22 protein-coding genes are annotated in these 26697 nt (G+C 43.5%); 8 read left to right on the top strand and 14 right to left on the bottom strand.

All coding sequences use genetic code 11. From position 1 onward, the window contains the following. Positions 1-5: 5 nt before the first annotated feature. Positions 6-269, bottom strand: coding sequence for a hypothetical protein (locus Q0L00_RS16510; protein WP_297337994.1), 264 nt, complete (start codon positions 267-269; stop codon positions 6-8). A gap of 530 nt (positions 270-799) precedes the next feature. Between Q0L00_RS16510 and Q0L00_RS16505 the strand changes: the two genes are divergently transcribed. Then, a complete protein-coding gene (locus Q0L00_RS16505; RefSeq protein ID WP_297337993.1) occupies positions 800-1252 on the top strand; it encodes a MauE/DoxX family redox-associated membrane protein in 453 nt (150 codons plus the stop codon). Positions 1253-1811: 559 nt separating this feature from the next. After that, a complete protein-coding gene (locus Q0L00_RS16500) occupies positions 1812-2081 on the top strand; it encodes a DUF6520 family protein (protein ID WP_297337992.1) in 270 nt (89 codons plus the stop codon). A 47-nt stretch (positions 2082-2128) separates the two neighbouring features. On the opposite strand, the gene Q0L00_RS16495 is transcribed toward Q0L00_RS16500, so the two are convergent. From Q0L00_RS16495 to Q0L00_RS16485, 3 genes are read right to left on the bottom strand one after another with little or no spacing between them, the layout of a single operon-like run. Beyond that, positions 2129-3448, bottom strand: coding sequence for a RagB/SusD family nutrient uptake outer membrane protein (locus Q0L00_RS16495; protein WP_297337991.1), 1320 nt, complete (start codon positions 3446-3448; stop codon positions 2129-2131). Positions 3449-3465: 17 nt separating this feature from the next. Continuing rightward, positions 3466-6675: a SusC/RagA family TonB-linked outer membrane protein gene (locus Q0L00_RS16490; RefSeq protein ID WP_297337990.1), complete on the bottom strand. Its 3210-nt coding sequence runs from the start codon at positions 6673-6675 to the stop codon at positions 3466-3468. Next, entirely contained in the window at positions 6672-8609 is a 1938-nt protein-coding gene (locus Q0L00_RS16485; RefSeq protein ID WP_297337989.1) for a TlpA disulfide reductase family protein, read from the bottom strand. Before Q0L00_RS16485 ends, Q0L00_RS16490 begins: the two co-directional genes overlap by 4 nt. 30 nt (positions 8610-8639) lie before the next feature. Here Q0L00_RS16485 and Q0L00_RS16480 point away from each other — a divergent pair, with 30 nt between their 5' ends. Continuing rightward, the gene (locus tag Q0L00_RS16480) at positions 8640-8765 is read left to right on the top strand and encodes a hypothetical protein (RefSeq protein WP_297337983.1); all 126 of its coding nucleotides are present in this window, start codon (positions 8640-8642) and stop codon (positions 8763-8765) included. 733 nt (positions 8766-9498) lie between these two features. Here Q0L00_RS16480 and Q0L00_RS16475 read toward each other — a convergent pair. After that, positions 9499-9708, bottom strand: coding sequence for a hypothetical protein (locus Q0L00_RS16475; RefSeq protein ID WP_297337988.1), 210 nt, complete (start codon positions 9706-9708; stop codon positions 9499-9501). A gap of 105 nt (positions 9709-9813) precedes the next feature. On the opposite strand from Q0L00_RS16475, the gene Q0L00_RS16470 reads away from it, so the two are divergent. Continuing rightward, on the top strand, positions 9814-10056 hold the full coding sequence (locus Q0L00_RS16470) for a helix-turn-helix transcriptional regulator (RefSeq protein ID WP_297337987.1): 243 nt from the start codon (positions 9814-9816) through the stop codon (positions 10054-10056). A 286-nt stretch (positions 10057-10342) separates the two neighbouring features. Here the strand turns inward: Q0L00_RS16470 and Q0L00_RS16465 are convergent, their stop codons facing one another. From Q0L00_RS16465 to Q0L00_RS16455, 3 genes are all read right to left on the bottom strand, one after another. Then, positions 10343-11692, bottom strand: a complete 1350-nt coding sequence (locus tag Q0L00_RS16465; protein WP_297337986.1) for a RagB/SusD family nutrient uptake outer membrane protein — start codon at positions 11690-11692, stop codon at positions 10343-10345. A 117-nt stretch (positions 11693-11809) separates the two neighbouring features. Continuing rightward, positions 11810-15031, bottom strand: a complete 3222-nt coding sequence (locus tag Q0L00_RS16460; protein WP_297337985.1) for a SusC/RagA family TonB-linked outer membrane protein — start codon at positions 15029-15031, stop codon at positions 11810-11812. A 2-nt stretch (positions 15032-15033) separates the two neighbouring features. Next, complete coding sequence (locus tag Q0L00_RS16455; RefSeq protein WP_297337984.1) at positions 15034-16692, bottom strand: TlpA disulfide reductase family protein; 1659 nt, start codon at positions 16690-16692, stop codon at positions 15034-15036. A gap of 30 nt (positions 16693-16722) precedes the next feature. Here Q0L00_RS16455 and Q0L00_RS16450 point away from each other — a divergent pair, with 30 nt between their 5' ends. The 4 genes from Q0L00_RS16450 (at position 16723) to Q0L00_RS16435 (ending at position 19501) form a co-directional block, all read left to right on the top strand. After that, complete coding sequence (locus Q0L00_RS16450; RefSeq protein ID WP_297337983.1) at positions 16723-16848, top strand: hypothetical protein; 126 nt, start codon at positions 16723-16725, stop codon at positions 16846-16848. Positions 16849-17354: 506 nt separating this feature from the next. Next, on the top strand, positions 17355-17774 hold the full coding sequence (locus Q0L00_RS16445) for a helix-turn-helix transcriptional regulator (protein WP_297337982.1): 420 nt from the start codon (positions 17355-17357) through the stop codon (positions 17772-17774). A gap of 2 nt (positions 17775-17776) precedes the next feature. After that, positions 17777-18043 carry an XRE family transcriptional regulator gene (locus Q0L00_RS16440; protein ID WP_297337981.1) on the top strand — a complete coding sequence of 89 codons (267 nt, stop codon included), beginning with the start codon at positions 17777-17779 and terminating at the stop codon, positions 18041-18043. Positions 18044-18274: 231 nt separating this feature from the next. After that, the gene (locus Q0L00_RS16435; protein ID WP_297337980.1) at positions 18275-19501 is read left to right on the top strand and encodes a hypothetical protein; all 1227 of its coding nucleotides are present in this window, start codon (positions 18275-18277) and stop codon (positions 19499-19501) included. Positions 19502-19856: 355 nt separating this feature from the next. Here Q0L00_RS16435 and Q0L00_RS16430 read toward each other — a convergent pair whose 3' ends face one another. The 6 genes from Q0L00_RS16430 to Q0L00_RS16410 all read right to left on the bottom strand — a co-directional run bounded on the left by Q0L00_RS16430 (position 19857) and on the right by Q0L00_RS16410 (position 26593). After that, positions 19857-20939: a glycosyltransferase gene (locus Q0L00_RS16430; protein ID WP_297337979.1), complete on the bottom strand. Its 1083-nt coding sequence runs from the start codon at positions 20937-20939 to the stop codon at positions 19857-19859. Next, positions 20930-22003, bottom strand: coding sequence for a glycosyltransferase (locus Q0L00_RS16425; protein ID WP_297337978.1), 1074 nt, complete (start codon positions 22001-22003; stop codon positions 20930-20932). Before Q0L00_RS16425 ends, Q0L00_RS16430 begins: the two co-directional genes overlap by 10 nt. Then, on the bottom strand, positions 22000-23598 hold the full coding sequence (locus tag Q0L00_RS16420) for a formyltransferase family protein (protein WP_297337977.1): 1599 nt from the start codon (positions 23596-23598) through the stop codon (positions 22000-22002). The genes Q0L00_RS16425 and Q0L00_RS16420 overlap by 4 nt, the downstream gene beginning before the upstream one ends. Before the next feature lie 805 nt (positions 23599-24403). Next, a complete protein-coding gene (locus tag Q0L00_RS16415; protein WP_297337976.1) occupies positions 24404-25771 on the bottom strand; it encodes a glycosyltransferase family 4 protein in 1368 nt (455 codons plus the stop codon). 339 nt (positions 25772-26110) lie between these two features. After that, on the bottom strand, positions 26111-26272 hold the full coding sequence (locus tag Q0L00_RS19740; protein ID WP_363318559.1) for an FkbM family methyltransferase: 162 nt from the start codon (positions 26270-26272) through the stop codon (positions 26111-26113). Positions 26273-26293: 21 nt separating this feature from the next. Next, positions 26294-26593: a hypothetical protein gene (locus Q0L00_RS16410; RefSeq protein ID WP_297337975.1), complete on the bottom strand. Its 300-nt coding sequence runs from the start codon at positions 26591-26593 to the stop codon at positions 26294-26296. Positions 26594-26697 lie beyond the last annotated feature (104 nt).

Here is a 26697-nt window from a genome sequence, read left to right as displayed (position 1 = left end):
TTTCATTAGTAAAAAATCAAACTAAGCAAAGACGGGGTTGCTCGGGTGGATACGTCTAAATTAAAATCAGCCAGCTTGGAAGCAATATATCGATGATGTCCATTGATTATAACGTTTTCATTATCGACCTGAATACTATCAAATATAAGTTTAAGTTTCATTTTCTTGTAAATACGCTTGATTACAGGGATGCTTAGGTGCTTATGCGTGGAAATCAAGTCAAGCTTACCAGTTTTAATCAAACTCAATATTTCATTTTCAAAATCCATAATTTTCTATATAATTTAACTTCTAAATAGTTTTTTTTTATAAAAAGGCTGTTATCAATAATTAATTATAAAATACCTTTTTTTAATCTAACTTGTCAATTACCAGCAAAGAAATGTAGAATATCTATAAAGGCGTTTAAACTCTTTCCCGAATGGTCAATACAACCTAGGAAAGAATTTATCTTTTCTCCTGTTCATGATGGATTTTACATGCCAAAATTCTAAAAACCAAATATTTAACCGAAAAACTAAGAGCTACACCCGAAAAAAGTGTCATTGACACCAAAAAATGGTTCATGTCCTAACTTGTGAATTTTAATACTTCCTTTTTTCCATTTTTACCAAACATGGATTGACCCCGACAACAAGGCCTCAATCGAAGGAGAAAAAATAAAGCCAGAGCCAAAATCAAATAAAGGATGAAATCGAGCATGACGTATCCGTTACACACCGGGATGATTAGAATTGCGAGATTCCATATGACCGCTAAAAAACAAATTATACACAGATGAAACTAGATCACATAAACCATGGATAAGCCTTCACAAACTGCCCTCGTACCCACCCTAATTCTGATTCTCGTGTGGGCCTACACCGGTTTGGAAAAAATAATCCGATTCGAGCAGAGCCGAAAGGCCTTTCACAATCAGACTTTTCCGGGAGAGTTGGCAGAAGCCCTGAGCTATGTGGTTCCCGGGGTGGAGTTGGTAATTGCCCTGCTCCTACTCTTTTCAGTCACTCGGTGGTGGGGATACGTTGGGAGCTTGCTGGTTCTAACGGTGTTTATCACTTATGTGGGATTGATCTGGCTGGGCGCATTTCCCAGGATACCCTGCAATTGTGCGGGGATCATCGAAAGCCTGGGATGGGCAGAGCATTTTGTCTTGAATTTGGGATTGATAGGACTGGCGGTATATGGGCTTTGGAATAGTAGAACCCGTGATGGAATGAAAATTAGAAAAGAATCGATGTACTCAGCTTAAATCAAATCTAAAGGTACCTGTTGGCTCAAGCACACAGGATGAACCATCGATAGAAATAGGAAAAAGAAAAAGAAAAATAAACGAATCATGAGGTAGAAATGATGACTAATGAAAGAAGAAGAAGTAAGGAACAGTGAATAGCCGAATCTGACCCGCTTAAAAGCTAAAGTCAGATAGCAAAATCCCTCCAAGGGATCAGAAGCTTATTCCAGTCCCGCCAAACACTTACTTCCAACTAGGAAAAACTCTTCAAGAGTTTGAGAAAAAAATTTAGGGGCAGCGAGTACTGAACTGCCCCACGGCCTAGGGGTGATGAGCCCCTATCCGGAAAAAGATGAAATAAAAATGAGACAATAGCTCAAGAAAATAACAGGTTCATTCTTCTCGATGGCTTGGGTGAGAAGCAAGCCAATACCGATGAACCTGCCGGGGGAAGCCGAAAACCCTTGAAACAGAGTAGGCACTTTAACCACGTTCCCAAGGAAGCAACTGATACTGCTTCCCGAAGGAATCCCAAACGGTTTCGCTCTTTTTGATCTGTTAAAAAAGGGTACTTTATATGATTAAATTCAAAAACCTGCTCCCCGCCCTAGCTATGGTGCTGGGAGCAACCTTGGCCATGGCGATGAATTTCGCCAATCCGTCAAGTGAAAATTCAGATGCGGAATATGGTACACCGGACGGTGGCATTACTTGGGTTAGGGTCAACGATCCCCAAAACCCGGTAAATTATCAATGTGATCTCGGTTCTGAGGCCTGTTTATACAGTGAACCGAATCTGATGAACCCTATCGGAACTACAGACAAAAAATTTGTCTTAATTCCATAGGCTGATGGTTGATTTCAGGGCAGAGGAGCTCTCTCTGCCCTGATTAATCAATTGGCAAAACTCAACTCTCTGGGCGGAATCGGAAGCAGGTAAGCCGCACCATCTGGCTCCAACCTATACTCCTGACCTTCAAAATTTCTGGTTAAGGTTACCTGAAAATCAGGATCTTTATTCAGTCTTCTTAAATCCAACCATCGGATTCCCCGAAATGCAAGCTCTTTTTGTCTTTCTTCAAGGATTCGGGTAAGTGCTTCTTCGGGAGAACTAAACTCCAATGGTGATATATCCGAAGGATATCTGTTGCTTAAGAATTGGTTGAGGTAATCCACCCCTGTCATCCAATCCCCGGTCCGAACCAAGCTCTCGGCCAAGGTCAGGTAAATTTCTGCGGTGGTAATCCCGGAAAACAGGGTAATACTCCCATCATAGCTCCCTCTAAAATTGAGAAATCCATTTGTTCTGGTGACAAAAAACAATTCTTTTCTCAAGTCCAGAGAATCGTATAGCTCATACAATTCCGGATCAACCTGAAACGCTGTTTGGGAATACATAAAACTATATCCTCCCAATCTGGACTGCCAGATCACCTCTTCGTTAAATAGCGGAAAGGGATAGGTCACCTGTGGATCCAACGTATTATAATCTAGAAGCTCCGAATAGGAGCCCAATACTTTTTCAGCCTCCAGCAAAGCCTCTTCATAGTTTTCCCAGGCCAAAAACACACGGGCTTTCAACGCCTGTGCAGCTACTTTGGTGGGTTTAAAGGGATATTGTGCCTGAGAAGGCAAAAGCGATTCAGCCTCATTGAGATCCGATTTGATCAGATCAATGATTTCTTCCTTCCCTGCGAATTCCGAACTTAAGGTGATCGCCGTACCCTTCCGGATTGGAACTTTTGCATCCAAACCCTGCGATTCAAGATTGGGGCCATCCAAAAAAAGAGAATAAATATTGAAATAAGCATGAGCTCTGAAGAAAAGCGCTGAGCCTCTTATCGTATTCCAACGGGGGTCTGAAGAAGGTAATTTTTCAATCTCCTCCAACACTACATTGGCATGCTGGATTTGATTATACATACTCCGCCAATCAAATACCTGATCATCTATCTGAAAAGGCTGGGATTTCCACAGGTAGAGGTTTTGCTGCCACGGAGGAAGGGCCATTACTCCTGCATCATCGGAGAAATACTCCCCTCCTACAATCAGGGAAAGTGCAGGGTGTAAATTCATGGTACCCGAATTGTCCAATATGGCCTGTAGGGATTCGAAACTGGTCGGGGAGTCTATGGTTTTATTGGGCTTTTCGTCCAGAAAACCATCGCAGGACCAAAGTCCAAGGACCAGGAAGATAAAACTATATTTTTTCATCGTGTTGTCATTTATGGTTAGAAATCGATTCGCAAGCCGATGGCGGCACTGCGCTGGGGTTTTAGGGTTGGAAAATCCGGATCTATAGGTTGGTCAGTAGCCTTCCAGATCAATCCCAGATTGTTGAAGTAGGCATAGAGTTCCATTCCCTCAACCGGAAGACTCGGACTGGTTGATCTGGACCAGGAATATCCCAAGCGGATATCCTGAAGTCGGACATGATCGCCCCGCTCCACCAAAACCGAGGAAACCTGATAGAAGGTATGTCTCAGGGAATTGAAAACCGGGGGCTGGGAAGGCACTTGGGTAGTCAATTCGTCACCCGGGTTTTGCCAGCGCAGGGAATAATCGGAATGGGTTACTTGGCCTCTGGATAGGGCCGTATAATCCACCGAACTTCTCCTGAAATAATAGCCCAATCTGAACGTGATATTCATCGACAGGGAGAAGCCCTTCCAGGCCAGGTTATTTCTGACAGAACCGAAAAGGGTAGGCCTTGCCGAACCGTGAAAACGGATGGACTCCGGGGTTGCCGAGGTCAGAATCCCTAGGTAATTATCCGAGGGTTCCTCGTTGAAAAATCCCAACGGATTCCCATTTGTAGGATCCAATCCTGCCCATGGAAGGGAATAAATGGAAAATAGGGGTCTACCTTCCAAAGGAATCACATTGGTTGCATTGCTTCCAAAATACTGGATCGCGGAGCGGGCTCCTTCAAATTCGGTGACTTCGTCTTTCCAGCCACTGATCAAAAACTGGGTACTCCAATCCAGGGAGGACTTCAGGTTTTGGGTAGTGAGTGTGATATCAAACCCTCTGGTTTGGGTGGATGAAAAGTTCCCCCGATACTGATAGATTCCGTTGGAATCCGGCACTTCGGTCTCCCCGATCAGGTCATTCCCGTTTTTGTTGTAAAATTCAAGGGAACCGGAAACCCTTCCGCTTTTCGATTCGAAATCAAGGGCCATGTTCCAGATTCCAATTCTTTCCCATCGCAGGGTGGGATTGGGAGGATTGGAGATGAAGGCGTATCGGTACCCGGGAATGTAGGGATGATTGTTGCTGTAGTTGACAGTGGTAAAGGCGGTGGTGTTTTTATCCGCATTTCCATTGAACCCATAGGTCAGCCTCAACTTTAAGTAGGGCAGCTTGCTCCAGTTGTAAAAAGCCTCTTCGCTGATGATCCAACCCGCTCCCGCAGACCAAAGCGGTACTCCCCTCTGGTTGGTCTCCACACCAAATAGGTTTGACAGGTCTTTTCTTGCACTGGCAGTCAACAGGTATTTGTTTTTGAAGGAATAGCCCAAATTTCCAAAGTAGGAAATGTAGCGATCGGTAATACCTGAATGTTCCCCGCCATAGGGAATGGTCAGGCTAAGTCCCGGATTTTGGAACTGGGGAAAACGGGTAAAATAATCTACAGGCATACTCAAACCTCTTTGGTCATCGTATCCGAAGTATTGCATTTCATCGGATAAGATAGTAAGATCCCGAAGTTCCCAGCCTGCCAAAGCATTCCATTCGTGATCCTTGTTTTTTAAATGATATCGAAGATTCGTTCTGAGGTTATGGCTGATGGAATTTGAATGACCGCTGGTGAACCGTTCTCCCCTGGGGATGGGAAATGACAGGGTTCCGTCCTCCCCAACTTGGGTATAGCGGTTGATTTGGTCCCTGATTTCATAAAGCTCCGGGGATTCCAGATTTCGTTGTTCCAACTGGTTGGTCCAGTATTGGTACCGGGCTTCGGCCTGCAAGCCCGGAAGGATTTGGTAAACCAAATCCAGGTTTCCTCTGAAATCCAGTGAGGTTGAGCGCTGGTTTCTCTTCCCGATTTCATTGAGCGGGATATATCTCCAATCCAAAAGATCCGTGTCTGCCGTACTTTCGACAAACCGGTTACTGAGTGAGGCCACTATGGGCAGTGGATTTCCAGACTCATCAGCCAACCGCTCATAGGGTCGGGGATTGGGTAATTCGGTGGTCTGAATACTCCGTCCTCTACTGAGATAGATTCCGGTGGAGATTTGAAGTTTTTGACCCAGCAGTTTCCAGGTTTGTCTGGCATTTAGGGTTACCCTGTCCTCCTCATTTCCGATTACACTTGCCGCATTGCGATCAAAACCACCCGAAAAATTAAAATGATGGGCGGCTCCTCCTCCTGAAGCCTGAAAAGCATATTGCTGATTGACTGCCGGCCGGTAGTAATAATTTAAAAGTTCTCTTCTGCTGTCATATCTTCCCAATTCTGACAACATCCGATCCCCTTCGGCGGCTGACAGAGTCCCCTCTCGCACCTGAAGTAAGGTCTCCACCACCGGGGACAGGGGCGGTCTGGCAATTGAGGTGATCATGGAGTTGTAATATCCCGCATCAAACAGGGATCTTTCCTGTGCGATAAAATCATTGATCTCCATCTGGGGTGCATAGAATAAATCGGGTTTTTCAATCAGGTTGGTATTGGCCTGAAAAGAAAACCGGAGGGGCTGGTCAAACTTCCCGGACTTGGTGGTGATTACGATAACCCCGTTGCCGGCCCTGGCTCCCCAGATGGAAGCAGCCGCGGCATCCTTTAAAATGGTGATTGACTCCACATCATTGGGGTTGATTGACTCCAGGGAACCTTCATAGGGAAGGTTGTCTATCACAATAAGCGGGGTGGTGTTGCCAAACAGCGTTGCCCTTCCCCGGATATTGATGGGATCGGAGCCCCCCGTGGTCCGGTTGAATATCACCCCGCTGGATACGTCTTCTATCCTGTCCAAAATGGAGGTGCTCACCCTGCGGTTGACCAAGTCTTGATCGAGCTGCACGAAGGATCCCGTTACTCTTTCTTTGGGAATCTCCTGATATCCGGTAGAGACCACTTCTACTTCGGACAGGCTGAAATCCTCCGGTATCAGTGCAAAGTCCATCTTCAGATCAGCCTCCAGTTCGATATCCTGCTGAATAGACTTAAAACCTACAAAACTGACGGTCAATTCATAGTTCCCTTTTGGAAGTGACAGGGAATATAAGCCCGCTTCATCCGAAACGGCTGAGGCTGCTTGTCCACTGACCAGAATGAAAGCTCCGGGAAGCGGATCTTTGGTCGAGTCATCGGTCAGTTTGCCCGAAACAGTGAATTTACGCTCCGTATTTTGGGCAGTTGCCGTAAACCAGCACAGCAAACAGAAAATCAAGGTAACTGCCAGTTTGGGCAGTCTTTTATTATGTATTTTTTTCATGGCAATGGAGTTTTGGTTGGGGTAGAATTTGAAGGGTTGGAACCCGTGTTCAGGTAGTTTTCCAATAAATCCGACCATCCTTCAGGGGTTGTTGGGAAGTTTCCCGTCTGCAGGATTTTTCCTTTGGGATCCAGAAGGATTTGGGTGGGGAAAGATCTGATCTGAAATTTTTTGAGTAAGGGGTGCTCCGGTCCTCCTGAGTAGAGGTTAAGGCTTTCTTCCGAAGTATATTTCCCACTTTCGACGCTTTTAAGCCATCTATTCCGATCTCTGTCTCCGGATATGGTGACAAAAAGAAGATCGGGATGATCCTTCCATTCCTGCACTACCGGAAGGAACTGATCACTGGCAAAACTCAGGCAGGCTCCGCATCCGGTCAGCCAGAAATCCAGAAATACCAATTTTCCTTTCCAGGTTTCCGGGCTGACTTCTACCCCATTTCTATCCTCCAATGGTTCTGCGGTAAATTCCCGTCCTCTCAAATTATTCTGATAGACTTGAGTTAAATGGGTATTTATTGCTTCCGATTTGGAGGAAGCTAAAGTTGCCTTGAATAGGGAGTCCGGATCCTCCAGACTTTTATATTCCCGAAGTAGGTAGAATGCATTCACTTGATTCCTGAGCGCATCGGGAAGGGCTTCTGAAAGGTGCTCAAAGGAAACTCCGCTTAGGTTGCCCAGAATAACCTGTTCCAGGTAGAGGGCCTCCACGAATTCCTGTGGAAAAAGCGCTCCTGAAAAATCAGCAGCATACTCCTCTGCCTGAAGACCATTATTGAGGATCAGTTCACCCCATTCTCCAGCCTGTGGCCTGCAGATTCTGACAAATTCCAAAGCCGGTTTGAGCAGTCTTCCCGTCCAGAATGACTGAAGCCAATGAAATAGCGCCGGATTCAACCGGTTTTGATACGCCTCCAATTGGGTAAGAACTGGGTGCTTGTTGCTGGCCAAATCCAAAAGCTGGTCCGCACGTTGTATTTTTTGGCTCTCTGTCTGTGCCCAGCTGATTTTCCTGTTCCATCCCGGACGGTATTCCTGAATTGTATTTTGATACCGCTTCTTTTGATCAGCACTAGAGATCATGGCCATGGAATCGGAAATGATCATGGCGGGGCTGAGTTGGATTTTCATTTCCTCCTCTACCTGGAGGAGCTCCAGCTGGATTTTAACTTTTGGGGCACTGGGACCCCATACCCACAATTTTCGGCTTTCATTGTCCCATCTCAGAGCCAAAGAGTCTCCGGGTTGAATCCAGAGGTCCTTGACTATTTCCTGATTGCGGCTGGCGATTTTCAGCCTGCTGAAGGGGGAAGCGGTGGGTACCTGAACGGTTGCGGATCTATGCCTGGGAATTCCTTCCAATAGTGAACCTGGAGTGGTCTCCAGCTTTACATTTTTGATGCTTTGGTATCCGAATTTGGAATCCAATTGGTCATGGATTAGCTGAAGAGATAGTTCGGCAGTATCCGAGGCATTGACTTCAATCCTTAGTGTAAAAGGAGAGTCTTCCCCCTTTTGGGCGGGAGTGCTGTACTCCTCCCGCCCAGGGTGATTCGCCGCCACCGGGAAAGCGGCTTCTTTTGCCCGGGTTGGGGCAATGGGATGATTCTGAGAAGAATCAAAACAGGCGGCCCAAGAATCCGGACTTTCCGGGTCCGATTCCTGATTTCCTGCTTTCTGTTCCCTTTGGCCGGGGAAGACTGGGACAGGTGCGGGGTCCGGGCTGAGGGCCCTTTCCCCTGCACTCCTGCCCTGGTCGCTATCAACTAAACCAAATATGTCCATGGGGAAATCAGCTGGATGGGTATTCCCACCCCGGTGGAGATAGTGTCCGTGGGGAAAATCCGCCTCCGGTGACCAAGCAACTTGGCTCTTGAGTTCGCTTCCAAATAGGCATAGCAATGCCAGGAAGCATGGAAGTAGTGTTTTTTTCATGCTCGTTAGAGGTTAAAGACCGGGAGTTCGATGTGGAGACTCACCTCTCAAATGGGTTCACCCCAGATGACTCCGCTGTTTCTGGAAGGGGGCATGGAAGAGACAGGCAGGAAGCTGAATAATCCAAAAAAAGACGATCAAACCTCGGTCTGCTGAAAGCACACACCTTTTCCAGTCCTGATCCCAATAGCCATCGGAATCGGTCGGTCTTGAATTAAGAAATAGATTAGAATCGAAGGAAAAATGATACGCTGCAGTCGATCAGCTCCTTCTGGATTTACGTCACCCCCCGATCAGTAGCGGTGGTTCCCGAAGGCAATTAAAGTCCTTCGGGAAGCAATCGGGGGAAAAAATAGGTTTAAATAGGTTGTTTGGGTTTACGGGGAAAGAGCCGGTCAAAAGGGCTGATTCCTTTCATCTTAAAGTGTAAAGACTTTTCCATATTTAATTGCTTTACGGTTTACAAATCGAGTAGAACCCATACGTTTTTAGGCTGTATGCCATAAGGAAACTAAATTCCCACCATGCCAAATTAAGGCAGCAAAATAAATCAAAAGGCAAAGCTCTAAGCTTTAAACCAAATACCAGTATCAGGTAAAAATGTAACCATTTTGCTACGCAATGGTAGCTACCTGATGCCGTTTTAATCGTCGCCCACTGGCTTATTATGGTACGTCCGGGTTTACGGAATTTCCAGTGAGTAAAAGTGTTAAGTTTAAAATCCAGTCAAGATATATTTTTGATTTTTTAAGGACATGGACCTCAAATTCTGTGAATTACACAGCGTAATATTTCACTACTAATACTGTAATAGATTGATCTTTTCTGATGGTATACTAATCAATACAATTAGAGAATTTTGGCTTTATAGTAGGAATATTTGCCACTTTCATTTTTTCTCAACAGGTTCTGAAAAATATTCCAATAGCTTATAAATTTCCCTAATATCATTTAGCTGTTCCTGATCGGTTTCTTGGACTAAGATTCGGTCTAAAGTCCGAATTAATGCCTCTTTAATCTTTGAAGCTTGATTTGCTTCAAGACTAAAATGGACATTCAACCTTTGGGTATCACCTTTGTTTCTTTGAATCATAATCATGTTTTTCTGTAAATTTATCATTTTTTAAATGATAACAAAAAAATTATTATCACTTTTTTCTTGATTTTTTTCAATAATTATTACATTCATATAAAGATTTTATTCATGACAAGATTAGGAGAGTACTTTAGTAAGAAATCAATAAACCAATCAGACGTAGCCAGAAAAACTGGCTTAACAACTCAAAGAATTAGTTTATTAGCAACTAGACCTAACACCAAATTCACAGCAGCTGAACTTTACCTGATTGCAAAAGCGATCGATGAGGATCCTTGTAAATTACTGGAGTTTGTCTGTCAGGATATAGAATTACCAAGTAAGGCCTCTAAAAGAGACATTGCCAAATAATAGTGAACTAACAGGGAGAGAATAAGCCATTTGGTTACAGATTTAAGTAGTGAAGTTGATCAAACTAACTATTAAAAAACCAGAAATCTCCAGTAATTTTAATTGAATATGAGTTTAGGTCTATCCGTAGGGTTGAGTTGATCAAATTGATCGTAGCAGAGTAGTAATTTAAATCTCCTTAAAACTCAATAATAACTATTTTTAAGACCAGTTCAGATTGGATTCTGAACTGGTTCTAGTTTACTGAGATTTACAAAATCCTTCCGACGGGCCTTGGGTTTTTCAATTACCTTGGATTTTGCTCCACCCCACTCCTGATCACTTCATTGTCGGGAATGGGAAAGACATAAGCCGGGGACTCGGGCTCCAGACGAAATTCCTGCCCGTCAATCTCTCTTACCAGTTCTTTTTTAAACTCCTCTTCCTGGTTCAAACGTCTCAAATCGGTCCACCGAATTCCTCTCCCCATCAATTCTTTTCGTCTCTCCAGTAAAATCCGGTCCATCAGCTCATTTCCAACCAAGCCTTCCAAGGGTTCCCAGTCTTCCCTATGGTACCGGTTCTCCAACAAGTCATTCAAATAGGTAAGGGCCAAAGCCTCATTGCCCATTCTGGCAAAGGACTCTGCGGCAATCAACTGAAGCTCTCCCACCGTCAATCCCCCAAATACCAAGGTGCTTCCGGTGTGGTGTCCGGTCATGTTATACAAGCCTTCCTCTCTGAGATTGAAATAGGCTTCCTTGCGTAAATCCCCAGGCTCGTAGGATTGAATCAAAAGGCTGTCTACATAGGTTTGTGTTCCTCTGGAAAAAGCATGGGAATGCAGGATGGAATAGAAAATGGTCTCCGGACCAAAACGCTCGAAGGGACGCAGGGTACTGACATTGATTTCATTCAAATCCAGCCGGTCCGGATAATTTTCCAATGCCCTTACGGCGGCTTCCCCTGCTTGCTCAAAGTCAAACCGGAGCAGATGAACTTTGGCCAGGAGTGCATATCCTGCCGCCTTTGTTGGCCTGGTCTTCGGCTCTTGGGTTGTGGGCAGTAATCCGACAGCCAATTCCAAATCACCCAACAAAGCCTCATAGGATTCCGCAAGACTTGCTCTTTGGGAAGCATCATTGATATCGGCCTGCTCCCGAAGGATTATTCCCAGCAGTTCCTCATTCCCGCCATCCCGCTGATAGGCAGGAGCAAATTGTTGCAGCAACTGATAGTAAGCATAGGATCTATAAAACAAGGCCATACCCCTGAGCTGATCAGCTCGTTCCGATTCCGGGCCGGAAAAGTTATCCAAGGTCTCCAAAGCCACGTTGGCATAGAATACCTGCCGATAAGCTACTTCCCAATCCAGGATATTCGAGCCCTGATAGGGATCATCCAACCAAAGGTAGGCTCCCTGCTCCAATACATTCATGCCCTGATAAGCCTCAGAAGTAGTCCGGAAATCATCTGCCGATACATTGACCAAGAAGGCCTGCCTGTTAAACACATCGGTATTGTCTAATAGGAGCTGTACATCATCCAGGGAATCTGGAGCCAATAATCCCTGATCGGGCTTTGGATCCAAAAAGCCTTCACAGGCCAACAGCATTCCGCTGAGGGAAAGAAGAAGAATATTGATTGTTTTTTTCATGGTTAAGTAAGTTGAAAAGGGGCCCGGAGCTTGATCTCGGGCGGGCCGAATTAATCCGGGGGAAACTCCCCCCTCTATGAAGAAAGTGTTTGGCCTTTTCCCTTTTGGTGTAAACTATTAGAATTGAAGTTGAAGTCCCGCAGCCAGGCTACGGAGTGGTCTGTTGAAACCAAAATCAGGATCGAGATCGGTTTGGGTAGCCTTCCAGATGATCCCAATATTATTGGCATAAAGGAACACCTGAGCGTTTTTAACCCCCCTCATGATCCCCGAATTTCCGCTGAAGTCATAGCCCAGCCGAATGTCCTGCAGACGGACATGGTCTCCCCGCTCCACCAGATGCGAAGCGCTTCGGTAGAACTGATCCCGAAAGGAGTCCAGACGATCAGGCATGGAAGGCACTTGGGTGGTCAGTTCATCCCCGGGCTCCCTCCAACGCAGGGCAAAATCCTCGTGCCCTCCCTGAGCCCTCATAATCGGGAAATACTCCACAGACCTCCTTCGGAAGAAGTACCCCAACCGGTAACTGATATTGACTGAAAGATGAAAGCCTTTCCAGCTCAAGTCATTCCGGATCGCCCCGAAGGAGGTGGGTCTGGCCGGACCGTGGTAGCGGATAGACTCCAAGGTGGACGAATTGATAATCGAGCGGTAATCCTCACTTAAATCCCCTTCCAGAAAGCCTTGGGGGGCTCCCGTTTCGGGATTCAATCCTCCCCATTCATAGCTGTACACCCCAAACAAAGGCCGATCTTCCACCGGATAATATTCTCCTCCCCTGCCCGATACCCCGTAGTTGATCAGGCTGGCTGCCGGAATATCCAATTCGTAGGAAGTCACTTTCTCTTTCAGACCGCTGATGAGAAAATGGGTGGTCCAGCCCAGTCTCCCATTCAGGTTTTTACTGGTCAGATTCAAGTCATAGCCGATCGTGTTGGTACTGGCATTGTTTCCCGAAAACACCGTAATCCCCGTGGAAGGGGCAAAAGGTGATTGACCGATTAGATCCAGTCCATTTTTGGAATAGAATTCCAGGGTACCTGAGATGTTGCCGGATCGGGTCTCAAAATCCAATCCCATATTGGCGATGGCAATCCGCTCCCATCTCAGGTTTTGATTGGGCGGATTGATGATCTGCGCATAGTTCAACTGGGTCAGGAAATTGACATTGATCACTTGTGCGGTGGTGAACGCGGTCAGGCTGCGGTCCACATTTCCGTTGTATCCATAACTGAACCGCATCCGGAGATAGGGCATCCCGGACCAATTATAAAACTCTTCCTCACTTATAGTCCAACCCGCCCCGGCTGACCACAGGGGAACGGACCGCATATTGGCAGCCACTCCAAAAAGGTTGGAGGCATCCCTTCTGAGGCTGGCCGTAATCAGGTAGCGGTTTTTATAACTCAGGGATGAATTGGCAAACGCGGATAAAAACCGGTCGGTAGTCAACCCCTGACTTTGCACGTCGGAGATGTTTACCGTGGCATTGGGGTTGGTATAGCGGCTAAACTGGGTAAAGTAATCCACGGACTGACTGGATGCCAATTCCGGATTGTATCCATAGCGTCTTGCGGCAAAAGTTCTTCCCCTCAGGGCTTTGACTTCCCCGCCCAAAAGCAAATCCCATCGCAGATCCTGATTGAATTCTTTAAAGTAATCCAACTGCATCCTGCCCGAATGGCTGGAGGACTGGGCATTGCTCACATTCAAAATCCCCGCACGAGGGACAGGAAAGCTCAACTGTCCCGATTCCTCCACCTGGGTGAAGGTATTGACCAAATCCCGCGTGGAATAACTCTCCAGGGTATTCAGGTTTTCCGAATTTCGGTTTTGCTCCCAATATTGATAGCGGCCGGAGAGTCTCAGGTTATCCCAGACTCGGTAGTCCAGGGTAAAATTAATCCTGTAATCGTTGCGGTTGCTTTGGGTAACTCCTTTGCCAAATTCATCCAGGGGACGGTAGGCCCAATCCAGCAAGCCTGCGGATTCGGCTTCCCGCTTAAATCCTTCCCGGAGTTCGGTCACAATCTCCAAGGGATTCCCATTCTCGTCTGCCAGTTTTGCGTAAGGGTATATCGGCGTGGTGGCTGAGAGCCGGATATCATTGGGCCGGATATTTTGATCCAGCCCGTTTTGCTTGACTCCATAAAAAGCGGCCTCAATTTTCAGCCGGTCATCCAGAAGGGAGAAGTTTTCCCTGAAGTTCAGCGTTAACCGCTCCGAACGGTTGCCCCGTAGGGCTCCGTCCAGGCGATCGTAGCCCAGGCTGAACCGATAGGACTGGATGCCCGATCCTCCTGACAAACCCACGTTGTATTGCTGATTCACCTGAGGCTGATACAGGTAGCGGTTGAGGTCAGCCCGCCAGTCATGGGATCCCAACTGACTGATCCGCTGATTGGCTTCCGCCTCTGAAATTACCCCGTCCCGTTCCAAAATAAGGGTTTCCACCACCGGCGTCAAGGCAAGCTTGTTGGGACTGTTTTCGGTGGCATTGTAAAAGCCGTTTCCAAAGAGCATGCGCTCCACTCCGATGAAATCCGAAACGGCCATGTCTTCCGAACGGAAAGCATCCTGAGGCTCGATCCAGTTCACATTGGAATTAAAATCCACCCGAAGTGGCTGGTCTTTTCTGCCGCTTTTGGTGGTGATGACAATCACTCCGTTTCCGGCTCTTGCTCCCCAGATCGAGGCCGCCGCCGCATCCCGGAGTACGGTCATGGACTCCACATCATTGGGGTTGATATCCTCCAGGCTTCCGTCAAAGGGAAAGTTGTCAATCACGATCAGGGGTTGGTTAAACCGTCCCAAGGTACTTCGCCCCCGGATGGAGATCGGGTCCCGTGCGGCATCTCCGGTCCGGTTGAAGATCAGTCCGGGGGTAACGTCTTCCAGTCGGTCCAACAGATTGGTGCTGACCCGCCTGTTGACCAATTCTTCCTCCACCTGGGCAAAGGAGCCCGCAGCCCGGGTGGCTGGAAGGCTCTGATATCCCGTGGAGAGCACCTGGACCTCCTCCAAATCCATATCCAGAGCTTGGAGGCTGATTTGCAACTTCAGGTTCTCGGTAGCATTCACCCGGCGGATTTGTTTTTCGTATCCCAGGTAGGAGAAGACCAGCTCGTAGCTCCCGGGAGCAATCTTCAGGCTGAACTCTCCGCTTTCATCGCTGACCGTTCCCTTGTTTTCCGAACTAATCAATACAGTTACTCCTGGAAGGGGTTCGCCGCTTTGGCTGTCCCTGACGAGGCCTTCTATGCTGACGTTTGACTGGGCTTGGACCTGATGGATCAGCAGGATCCCCCATCCAAGCAGAAGTAGGGTAAATTTTCTCATGGTTATTTTTGGGTTAGGGTTTCTAATTTCTTCAGGTGCAATACCGGAATCTCAGCTTCCCGGAGTTCCAGATCCAAGCCTGCCTCCTGCAGGGCTTTTTTGAGGGCCTCGGGTTGGGAGAAATTGGCTTTCAGATCCAAATCAATGGGGTAATCGATCCCCGTCAGGTCTATCAGCGGATAAGGTGAGCGTTGTAGGGAATAGATATTCAGCTGATAGACCAAACCGAGCAAAGGGTAGTTTCGCAGCTTGGCCTCATGGGGATTGAAGGCATAGGAACTCTCCGCCGTAGACCTGGGATAGGATTTTCCTTCGGGCAGGACGATGGCCCAGACCTTTTTCTTTCTTGTCTTAATCTCCGCCCGGATTTCGGGAAAGTAGCGTCTGAGGTCTTCGCGCATCAGTTGATATTGGTCTACTCCGGGAGGTGCGATCAGCTCATAGCTGAATACCCGGTTGCCTTCCTCCATCCATTCGATGTAGTCCAGTCCTGATTTTCGGGTGGTGATTTCATCTTCCTCAAAACCTTCCAATTCCATGCGGTTGGGACCGAAGTAATTGGCCAGGTCTCTGCCCGTATAGGCAAGTCTGTAGAATTTGAGCAGGGGATTGTTGACCAATACGATGTGCGCCCCGTCTTCCCTATCATCCATCAACCCTCCGGGAACACCAGGAAGGTAACCTGTCAGGGCTGACTGATAGCGGATGTTTTTGGAAGGCAGATGGGTATTGCCGCTGATCAGGTTTTGCTCAAAGGAAAAGGGAATGGAGGTATCGGCTTTCAGTCGAAAGTCCGCTGAGCCGGTGGCAATCAGCTCATCCAAATTGGCTTCATTCATATCCTGCCATCCGGTAATGGCCACTACTTTACCCTTGGGATCCAGTATGACCAAATGGGGCAGGGAAATATGGGGGAATAGTCCCGATAAGCGGCGTTCACTGACTATCATCGGAAGATCCAGTGATCGAAGGGAGGAATAGAAGTCCAGTTTCTTTTCCACCTTTTCGGCGGACTCATAGGTGACCGGGATAAACTGGAACTGCTCCCGATATTTTTCCTGCAGTTGCTGAGCTTTGGGCAATGAACCCGAACTGGCAGAACACCAAGTTGCCCAAAACTGCAGAATGACATATTTCCCCAGAAAGTCCGAGACATACAGTTCATCCGAATCGTAGTTTAAGACCTCTGAAAAGCCGAGTTGAGGAGGAAACTGGTCTCCTACAGAAAGTGAATCGCCCCTTTGGGCGGGAGTGCTGTACTCCTCCCGCCCGGGGTGATTCGCCGCCACCGGGAAAGCAGCTTCTTTTGCCCGGTTTGGGGCAATGGGATGATTCTGAGAAGAATCAAAACAGACGGCCCAAGAATTCGGACTTTCCGGGTCCGATTCCTGATTTTCTGAATTTTGTTCCTTTTGGCTGGTGAGGACTGGGACAGGCGCGGGGTCCGAGCTGAGGGCCCTTTCCCCTGCACTCCTGCCCTGGTCGCTATCAACTAAACCAAATATGTTCATGGGGAAATCAGCTGGATGGGTATTCCCACCCCGGTGGAGATAGTGTCCGTGGGGAAAATCCGCCTCCGGTGACCAAGCAACTTGGCTCTTGAGTTCGCTTCCAAATAGGCATAGCAATGCCAGGAAGCATGGAAGTAGTGTTTTTTTCATGCTCGTTAGAGGTTAAAGACCGGGAGTTCGATGTGGAGACTCACCTCTCAAATGGGTTCACCCCAGATGACTCCGCTGTTTCTGGAAGGGGGCATGGAAGAGACAGGCAGGAAGCTGAATAATCCAAAAAAAGACGATCAAACCTCGGTCTGCTGAAAGCACACACCTTTTCCAGTCCTGATCCCAATAGCCATCGGAATCGGTCGGTCTTGAATTAAGAAATAGATTAGAATAGAAGGAAAAATGATACGCTGCAGTCGATCAGCTCCTTCTGGATTTACGTCACCCCCCGATCAGTAGCGGTGGTTCCCGAAGGCAATTAAAGCCCTTCGGAAAGCAATCGGGGGAAAAAATAGGTTTAAATAGGTTGTTTGGGTTTTAGGGGATAAAGTCTTTCGTCCAAAGGCAATCCTGAGTACCATAAGTTCAGATTTGGTAGGAAAATACTGTATTTCTCAAATATTAAAATGATCAAGTCTATAGTCAGTTTCATGGATTTTTAATACTTTATTCCCCAATTTCTGTTCTTTTCTCACAAAAGCTTTCTTATATTGTATTAGTAATCAATCATATCCAAATATTGCTCTTGGAGAGATTTTAGGTGAAGTAAAAAAATTCTACCTTAGTAAAAGAATTTCTAGTCTAGTAAAAAAAGTACTACTATGGTCCATGCCCAGAAAATTATGCGGATTTTGCGAGAATCCCGAGACTATTCTCAGGAGTATGTCGCCAATATCCTGAACATCAACCAAAAGACCTATTCCAATCTGGAATCAGGGAAAAGCAAACTGACCTTAGACCGAATTCAGCAACTTGCAGAATTTTACCATGTGAAACCAGATTATTTTTTGGCAAATGAACTACCGATAATCAATTATAATACGGGGGAATACAGTAGATCAATTTTTGCAGCCAAAACCTATAATGAAAATAAAGACAAGCCTAATAAACTCTATGAAAGGATTATCAGTGAGAAAGATATTCAGATTAATTTCTTAATTAGTGAGTTAGAAACACTGAAGAAAGAAAAGAATGAACTTTTATCACTTGTCAAAAACCTAACATTGAAAATCAATCAATAAAAATGAAAAATACAATTTTAAAGAAACTTAGAAAAGAAAATAAATTTGATTCTGATATAGTTGCTGCAAAAATTGACACCTCAATTGAAGAGTATTTAGCAATAGAAAACGGGATTAAAAAACTTGATTTACTTCAAGCAGCTAAACTAGGTGATTTATATGATATTAATCCTAGACACCTTTTAGAATTAGCCGAAAGCATTAATTATAATATTGGAAAATACAGTCGGACAGTTTATTCTGAGAATTATTTTGAAAAAGGTGAATAGCTCGCCTTGGATTGAACTTCTTGAGGTATTCACTTTCCTTCCCTCATTGGGTGAATAATAAACCTTTGACTGGTCTAGTTTTTCGGGAAAATTCACAACCAAAAAACTAGATCCTTAATACCACCTTTGAAGTAATTTCTAAATTTAGTATTATTAAAATGAAAAATGCTCCTATTTTCTTTTGCAAAACCTTAACCACAGATTAACTTGTAATCATCAATTCAAAATGTTTTGCTAGGAGCCGTACTACTTATTCTTTTTCTTTTTTTTGCCAGTCAGCCTATCCTTAACAATCTACAAAAGGAACATAAATGGCTGAAAGCGGGGCTATTGAATCAACTGTTTTGGTACCATATGTTTTTTGGATTAGTATATTGGACTTATGCCCAATTTTTTAGATCAGATTCTGTTTCTTACTATCTTAAAACAAAAAATCACTGGATTAATTGGTTTGATGCATTTGCCCCGGGAACTGACTTTGTCGAATGGCTAGCCTTTCCTTTTATTCGTTATTTTGGTTTTAATTACGATATGATGATGTTCCTAACCACTTGGTTAGGATTCTGGGGCTTCGTTTATTTTTACTGCTTTTTTAAAGAAAATCTACGCTTCAATCCCAAGTTTGAAGGTTGGGATGCTATCACGATTTTTATGTTTCTCCCCAATATGCATTTTTGGACTGCTTCATTGGGAAAAGGAGCGGTAGTTTTCGCTGGAATAGGAATTCTTACCTATGGACTTTCTTGGCCCGGGAAACGAATCTATCACTTAGTCTTAGGAGGATTTTTATGCTACATGGTCCGACCCCATATCCTTTTTGCAGTACTGATTGGGATGGCTGTAAGTTTTGTATTGGGAAGAGAAAAAGTTCCTGTTTATCAAAAGTATCTGGTAGCTATAGCCGGACTTGTAGTAAGTGTCTTTGTATATGAAGACTTAATGGTTTACCTAGGATATGATCCAAATAATCTGATTGATAGTTTTGAAGAGGAATCGGCGTTAAATGCTCAGCGCCTTCAATCTGCGGGATCCGGTGTTGATATGAATAATTACAGTTTACCCATGAAATTATTCACCTTTTGGTTTCGCCCTTTGTTTATTGATTCACCCAATGCTTTGGGCTTGGTAGTATCACTTGAAAATGCGCTTTACATCTACATGTTTAGCAAAATCTTCAAAAAGCGCTTTATCGATTACATTCGGATCGCCCCTGCCATGGTTAAAATGTCTTTTGTAGTCTTTATTTCTATTTCGATATCGATGACCTTTATCATGTCCAATCTGGGAATCATTATCCGTCAGAAATCTCAAATTATGTACTACATGCTTTTTGTGGTAGTGGCTTTTATGGATTGGGAGAAAACCAACCGCATCAAAAAAAGAGCTCAAATATTTAATCGGATTGTAGAAGCTGAACGGCAAAAGATAGCTGAGGCAGAGAATCTATTGACAAACTAATTAAACCCTAAATATGCCTTAGACTTCTTTTTACGATCTCATCCGTCGCTTTACTGCATTTATTTCAATCACCGTAGGGATGCTCTATCCGATTTACTAAATGCTTGATTTATTGTGGTTTGATCACTTCCCATATCCCGATAAATGGGGACCAGAAAGATTACTTTAGATTCAAAGCATTATCTGGGATAGAAATTTAGAACAAAAAAATGGTCTATGAAGACCTGCCTAACGGTAAGGGGGGCACAGACCCTATGATTAATTCATTAGTCGAATTAAATAAAGTGAGCAAAATTTACGCTGTTGAGAAGGTTTTATTCTACTCATGAGTTTAAGTATGTGGGGAGTTTGATTATCAATGCGAAAAAAGTTCTTGATAGAACGCTAGAAATTTTTCGGAAATTTCAGGAATTAAAAAATCAGTCGTGACTAGCTGGTATGAATTGAGTATTTGTGGGATAGTTTTAGGATCTTCTATTTTTAGAATTTGATTAAGGGCTTTTACAAAAATTTCTTGCTCTCCGTAAGGTATCAACCAACCTGTTTTTTCATTGATAACTACTTCAGGGATCCCGCCTACGTCGTATGCAATTACAGGAACTTTACAATACATGGCTTCCAAAATTACTCCCGGAAGTCCTTCCACTTTAGAGGGTAGAACCAATGCCTTAGCTTGAGATAAAAAAGGAAAAATATTAGCCTGGTTTACGACAGGAAGGATCTGATTTTCTAATTTTTTTGCGGCTATTTGTCTTTTTAACTCCCCCTCTAGCGGACCCGATCCCAAAAATATCAAATGCATATCAGGAATATCAAGCTTCATAAAAATCTCCAACATCCCAAGAGGATCCTTTTCCGGTACTAGTCCCCCTATTTGTAATATATATGACTTGGGTAAAACTGAAGCAGATTTTAGTAATTTTTGTTCAATTTCATTAGGTACAAGACCAATAGGTATGACGGTAATAGGTTTTGAGAAAGAAAAAGTCTTTAAAAGATCAGATTTTGAGGCTTTACTTACGGAAATGATTCCATCCACATGGGACAGTAAAAATTGATTCCAGAATTGATGAAATTTACTTTTCAGTAATCCACTCATTTGATTGGCATTTCTGTAGATTAATTTATATCTACCTTTAAAAAAATAACTGGCCCCCACACACATTCGTAATGTATCAGAAGCATTAGCTTGGACTATTTCCGGGTTGATCCTTCGAAATACTTGAGACAGATGTTTAAAACCTTCCCAATCTAGTTTTCCCTGATAAGGTAAGTCCAACTTGATGAGATTCCCATCGAAACTGAGTTCTTGGTCAGCTTGATATACCGAAACCAGAAATACTTCATGTCCCATTTTTGCAAGCTGTTCAGACAATTGACTGGCAAAAATTTCAGCTCCTCTTCGCTGGGGACGAGTAATCACTTGTACTATCCGCATACCTTTTGATAAACATCCAAAAAACGATTTGAAATTGTCTTCAAATCAAATCGTTTAATGGCCGAATCGTAAGATTCTTGCAATTGGCCCTGTATGGAATCTCGCCCCATTGTTGACCAGAACTTCATAGCTTTTAAGAAGCTTCTTTGATCCCCAAAGTCAATCAATGAAATCGTGCCTAACTCCTGGGCCATTTCTGCAACACCACCTATTGCGTAGGAGATAACAGGAATTTTGGCCATCATGGCTTCAGCTATAACCGCTGGCATACCTTCCATTCGGCTTGTCAATAATAGGATTGCATTTTGAGGAACATATACCCAAGGATCTTTTACTGAACCCAAAAATCGAAAAGACTGAGTGTACGGTTCTTGAATCATTCCTTCAATCTCCATTCGGCTAGGCCCCTCTCCTATCATCCATAATTGATGCTCATGGTGATTTTTTAGGTGTTTAATAAATATCTCAACTAATTCCTTATGGTTCTTCTCAGGACTGAATCCGCCTATATGAACAAAAACCTGATGATTGGGACCATTAGAGAGATTAAATGTTTGATGGGGGGGAATACCAATTGGGATCTGAAATTGTAGACAAGAAGCTGGAAGCCATTGGGACAAATCCAATTGAGCATGACGGCTTACCGAAATTGCCGCATCAAATTTCATAAGGAAAAAACGATAAAGGCTACGCTTTAAAAAAGTAGTAAGATAATAACCTACCACTCCTCCATTATTAAATATCAATCGACCCGATAGAGGATACATTATGCGGCTTAAAGCAAGGTATTTTAAGGTATCCCCACCATTTGCTTGAATGATATCAACCTGCATTCCTTGGATAAATCTGTCTAGTTTTTTCCAACTTGAAGGCAGCCAAAGTGCCATGGAGGAGGGAAAATTAAATGAAATAAAAGAACCATTGAAACCCAAATCAAAATTTCCTTCATAGAGCGAAATTAAAATTACTTCATGTCCCATTTGCAAGAGTTGGTTTCCCAATTGTGCTGCGAAAACCTCCTGCCCCCTAGGCTGGGCCTTATGAATCAAAAAAGCAAGTTTCATCTTCGGGAGTAAAAATCAAGAAAAACCAAGTCTTTGTTTTGATTAAAGGTGTGAATACCCAAAAAGGGGTCGTTGGATGAAGGCTGTATGCTGGAAATGGCAACTTCTTGATAATCTGTCACACTTAAGACCTTGACCTCATTGATTTGAATTCCATACCCATATCGGATTTCTGAATTTTGGGCGGGCCGAAACAATTTTCCATTTTCAAAAAAAAGTCTACCTGCCGGTCTTGAATTTCTGGTATCCGATACAATGGGATTTTTAGGATGGGGGTTCCAAACAGGATTTTCGAGACTTAAGGAATGGTATAAAAAAAGCTCGTCAAATGGAGAGGAGGATTCATGAGCTTTTTCATTAATAAATAACCAATATCCTGATTCATCTTTCCAAAGGGTAGGGTCATAGCCTGGTTTGGGAAAAAATACATCTAATCGCTCCCACTTCAGAGGAAATTCAATAGCCTTATAACGGTAAATTTTACCTGCTTCTGCAGATTCTGGGATTAAATGAATTTCTCCTTCCTCTTCTAAAATAAAGGGATAGGATAAATGCCACGATTCGTTCACTACTATTTTACTATTCCCATCGGGTAAAATACAAGCAATAGATCCTTTTCTTAAAGTTTGATCAAATTCCTCTACAAAGAGGTAATCTTGCCCCTGAAAAGAAAAGGGGAATGGATCAGCCCAATAGTTATTTACTTTCTCTGGATGTAAAATTTTACACTTAGTTAAATCTAATTCATTAAGGCTATTTACTCCCATCAGATTAAGTGTGGCAATTTCCCAATGGGGTAATTGAGTTTGTTCTTTAATTTTCCGATATAGATTTCTTCCAAAAAGTTTGGCTACATGAATTAGTGTCTCCCAATTGCTAGGATTTTTCCATAAAGGAACTGGTTGACCATAGTTTTGAAACTTCTTTACCTTGTCAAAATCCTCGTTTTGATTTATTAGTTGGAGTATCCTCGCTGGAAAGGAGGAAGAAAGCCAAAAAATCCGGTTAGCATTTCGCTGCACAGAAAGTGGATCCGTTTGAGTCCAGGACTGATAGAGGATTGGACCTTGATCGAGTTTTTCTGTTAATTGAAGAAGGGCTACACCTGTAATGGGGATTTTTTTGATTACTTCCCAAAAAGCAGGTGGTCCTCCCCTATAAACTGCTGGATCCCCATGATGGTAAGACCAAACGCCTAAGCGAGTGAGGTTCAAAATTTCTCCCTTAAGAATGCGAAAACCGAAGCGTAAGATTAAATCTGGTTGATGGGATTGGATTTGTTGTAAGGTTTCGGAATCCAGGTAATCCGAGTACTTTTTCTGGATTGGTTTGACACGTAACTCCGGGACTGCCCAATTAGGGATGGAAGTCAAGTTCTTTTTGGAAAAAGCATCAGGCTGTTTTAAAAATAAGTTTCGATCCATCCAGCGATACAATCGATAAAGAAAGGGAGATTTTTTGCCACTAGCTTTTGGGGATTCATTAATTACGACTAGGACAATTTGGACATTTGAAACTTGCTTTACTTGAAAAACAGCTTCCCATACCCAAGCCGATACGTCCAATGAATCCAATAAAAGAACTATTCGAACCATTTTCCCATTTTTTTCTTCTACCGTTGTCTATGACGAAACAGGCCACATTTATTTATTCACCCCGTGATCCGCATTCCTACCAATTAAGTCCAATATATTCCCCTTTAAACCTTTTTCTGTAATCAGTCAAAAACCTAAACCGGTCAACTCCTTCTTTTTTAAATAGCCGATGACTAGGGGTAATCATCCGGGCGAAAACACAAATCCCAATGACTTTGAAGAAGGTTAAAGTGAATATGTGTGATTTTTTGCTCAATCTTTTTGAAAAAATCCATTAACCAAAGGATCTCTATGTCAAATTCGAAATTTTCCGTCCGGTTTATTTTCTCGGCTAGGAACAGGAGGTATTCCCCTAATTCAGGATTATTTTCTTTGAGGCTTTTTGAAATTCAATGACTTATGAATTTGTTAAAACTGGCGACTGGTGCTTCCTTTCCATTCATTTTTATCATTTCCCATACCAAGTGGATATGATTTGGCATAATGACGAAAGCATAGATAATTATCCGTCCACTTTGGACCAATTCTTTCAATGGGAATAAAATCAATTTCTTGAATCCATCCTTGTGAAAAATTGCTTCCAATCTTTCACTGTATCAATCCAAAATTAAACCTGATCGAATTCCATGTGTGAATTTCGGACGGTTATAAAAAAATCATTCATTTTGATAGACGTTTACTATGTTCATCTTATTTCGGTCTGTGAGAACACTGGCAAGTGATGGGATATTGCTTCACTCAACGTGGTCTGTGAGAAAACTGGCCACGTCATTACCATTATTTTTCTTCACCAAGTCCTGTGGCTTCACAGGTCATTTTCTTTAACCTTGGGTTCACCTATTTTTTTTCTTTTTGCAACCTGGAAAAGCATTTCCTCATATTGCATGGCAATCTTATCGATATCAAATCGCTCCTTTGCTGTCTTTTGAGCTTTACTGCCTAAAATTGTCATAACTTCTGGATTTTCTATAGCCCAAAGCATTTTCTCTGAAAGGACTTTAACATCTTTAACGGGAAATACCAAAGCAGATTTTTGATTCTCAATGGCCTCCAAATTCATCGGGATATCTGAGGCTATGATGGGCATTCCCGCCATCATAGCTTCAATGAGGGCACCGGAGAAGCCTTCGTACCAGCTTGGGAAGAGGAAGCAATGAGCTTTTGTGAGTTGTTGGTAATTTTTCCGGTATGCGGGGACACAGATTGTGGATTTTGAGGTTGAACTCACAATTTCCTTGTGTTGAGGTTTGGAAGTATTTGAAACTTCAAGGTAAAAACCATCGATTAGGGTATCAATTGGATTTGGGATTTTGCCAGGGAGAAAAACAGTTTTTTCCAAGCCTAGGTAATGGACTTGTCTTTCTAATTCTCTACGGTAAGGTCCTTCTCCGAAGATAGTCAGGGAACAATCTGGGTATTTTTTTTGGACTTCTGAAAAAGCATAAATGGCATCTTGAAATCCTTTTCGCTCAAGAAGACGACCGTAGGAGATGAAGTTTCTATTGGTGGTCTCGGCCTGTAAGGACACAGACCGATGAGAATGATCACCTTGAACTATATCTTCACAGTCCACAGATTTCTCATGATTTAATTCGGGCTTTGGTAAACCTTCCATCTGCGGAACAGGTAAAGACCGAGGCTTAGGAACAGGCCGACCCCGATAAACTACGGAAATTTTATCCTTCTTTATTCCCAGCATTTTCACATGGGAATTGGTCAGGGCCTCTGCATTGGCGATCCAGTGGATGGGAATACTAGAAGTCAATCGATCGAGCCAATACACTACTTTATATTTCAGTCCCTTCTTATCTGTCCATGCGAGTGGCGCATAGCTATCATTCACTAAGGTACCTACCAAAGGAACTCCCGTGATCCAGGAAGCAATCCGAGTGATGATATCCGCTCGCCAGAGAGATGAAACCAACAAGTCCGGCTTTTCTTGTCGAATAAGCTTGACTAGTCGCCTGATCGCTAAAATAAAATGATATGATTCAGGGATATCCAAAAAAAAGAGCCGAATTCCGGCTCTCTGGTAGGCTTTTTTGAGGTCATCCTTAGGGTAGAAATACACAAAGCCCACATCAACTTCCTCCGAAAATCGGGAAAGGATCTCTAAGTGACTGCGTTCAGCCCCGGCATTAACTAGTGCATCTTGGGTGAAGAGGATTTTCAAGGTTAAATTTTTATCAAGCAGTCGTTGGAGACACGGACCATGGTAAGGATCAGACCATGGTTTATAAATTATTTTTTTCGAAGGATTTGTCTCCTCCCAGTCCTTTTTTCAATATTATGTTTCGGTCTGTGAGGACACAGGCCAAGAAGGGGTGGCTATGTTCAGCTCTTGCGTTTACTAGTACACCTTGAGTGAAAAGTAGTTTCAATTATCGTTAATAGGTTTTGACATTATGGGATTCTGAGTTATGAATAAATAGGGCATTTGAAAATTGTCCCCTCCTATTGATTTTACTAAATATCTGTTTGAAAAATTCCGATAAAATGAAATTAACAGAGTTTAATTACGAAAGAATATTTGAAAAAATACATGATAATCGATACTTGGATCAAGTCCGCATTCAATATAAACCAATTTAATCGAGCCATTCACTAGCATATTCTGAGCGACGTGCAAAACCTTTAGGTCAAATCCTTCAGTGTCTATTTTCAACAAGTCTATTGAATTGATTGAATAACTTTTTTAGAATTCATCAACAGTATGAATCTGAACTGATACGCAATGTTTATCACTGACTACGATTTTATTAGTAATAAAACTACTTGTTTCTGAATTGGTCAGCCCATTATCGTTAACTAATATCACTCCCCATTGATCACCAAAAGAAAGCTGATATAATTGAAAAATTTCCCCAGGTAAATTAGAAGTGATTTTTTCAAAAGATTTTGGAAAAGATTTAAAACAATAAAATTTAGATTTTGGAAAATAGTCACTAAGATCTTTAAAAAAGGAACCAACATTTGTTCCTACATCGAAAATCATATCAAGATTACATTTAGTTCTATATTTTAGAAAAAAATAAAAGTGGGTACCACCAGATAGCTTCTTTACTGGATAAAACCAGTTTTTTGAATTTAAAATCACAC

The organism is Algoriphagus sp. (assembly GCF_024305035.1).
Lineage (GTDB): Bacteria > Bacteroidota > Bacteroidia > Cytophagales > Cyclobacteriaceae > Algoriphagus.
Note: the sequence above shows the minus strand (reverse complement) of the source record. Positions and strands in the feature narration are given on the sequence as shown.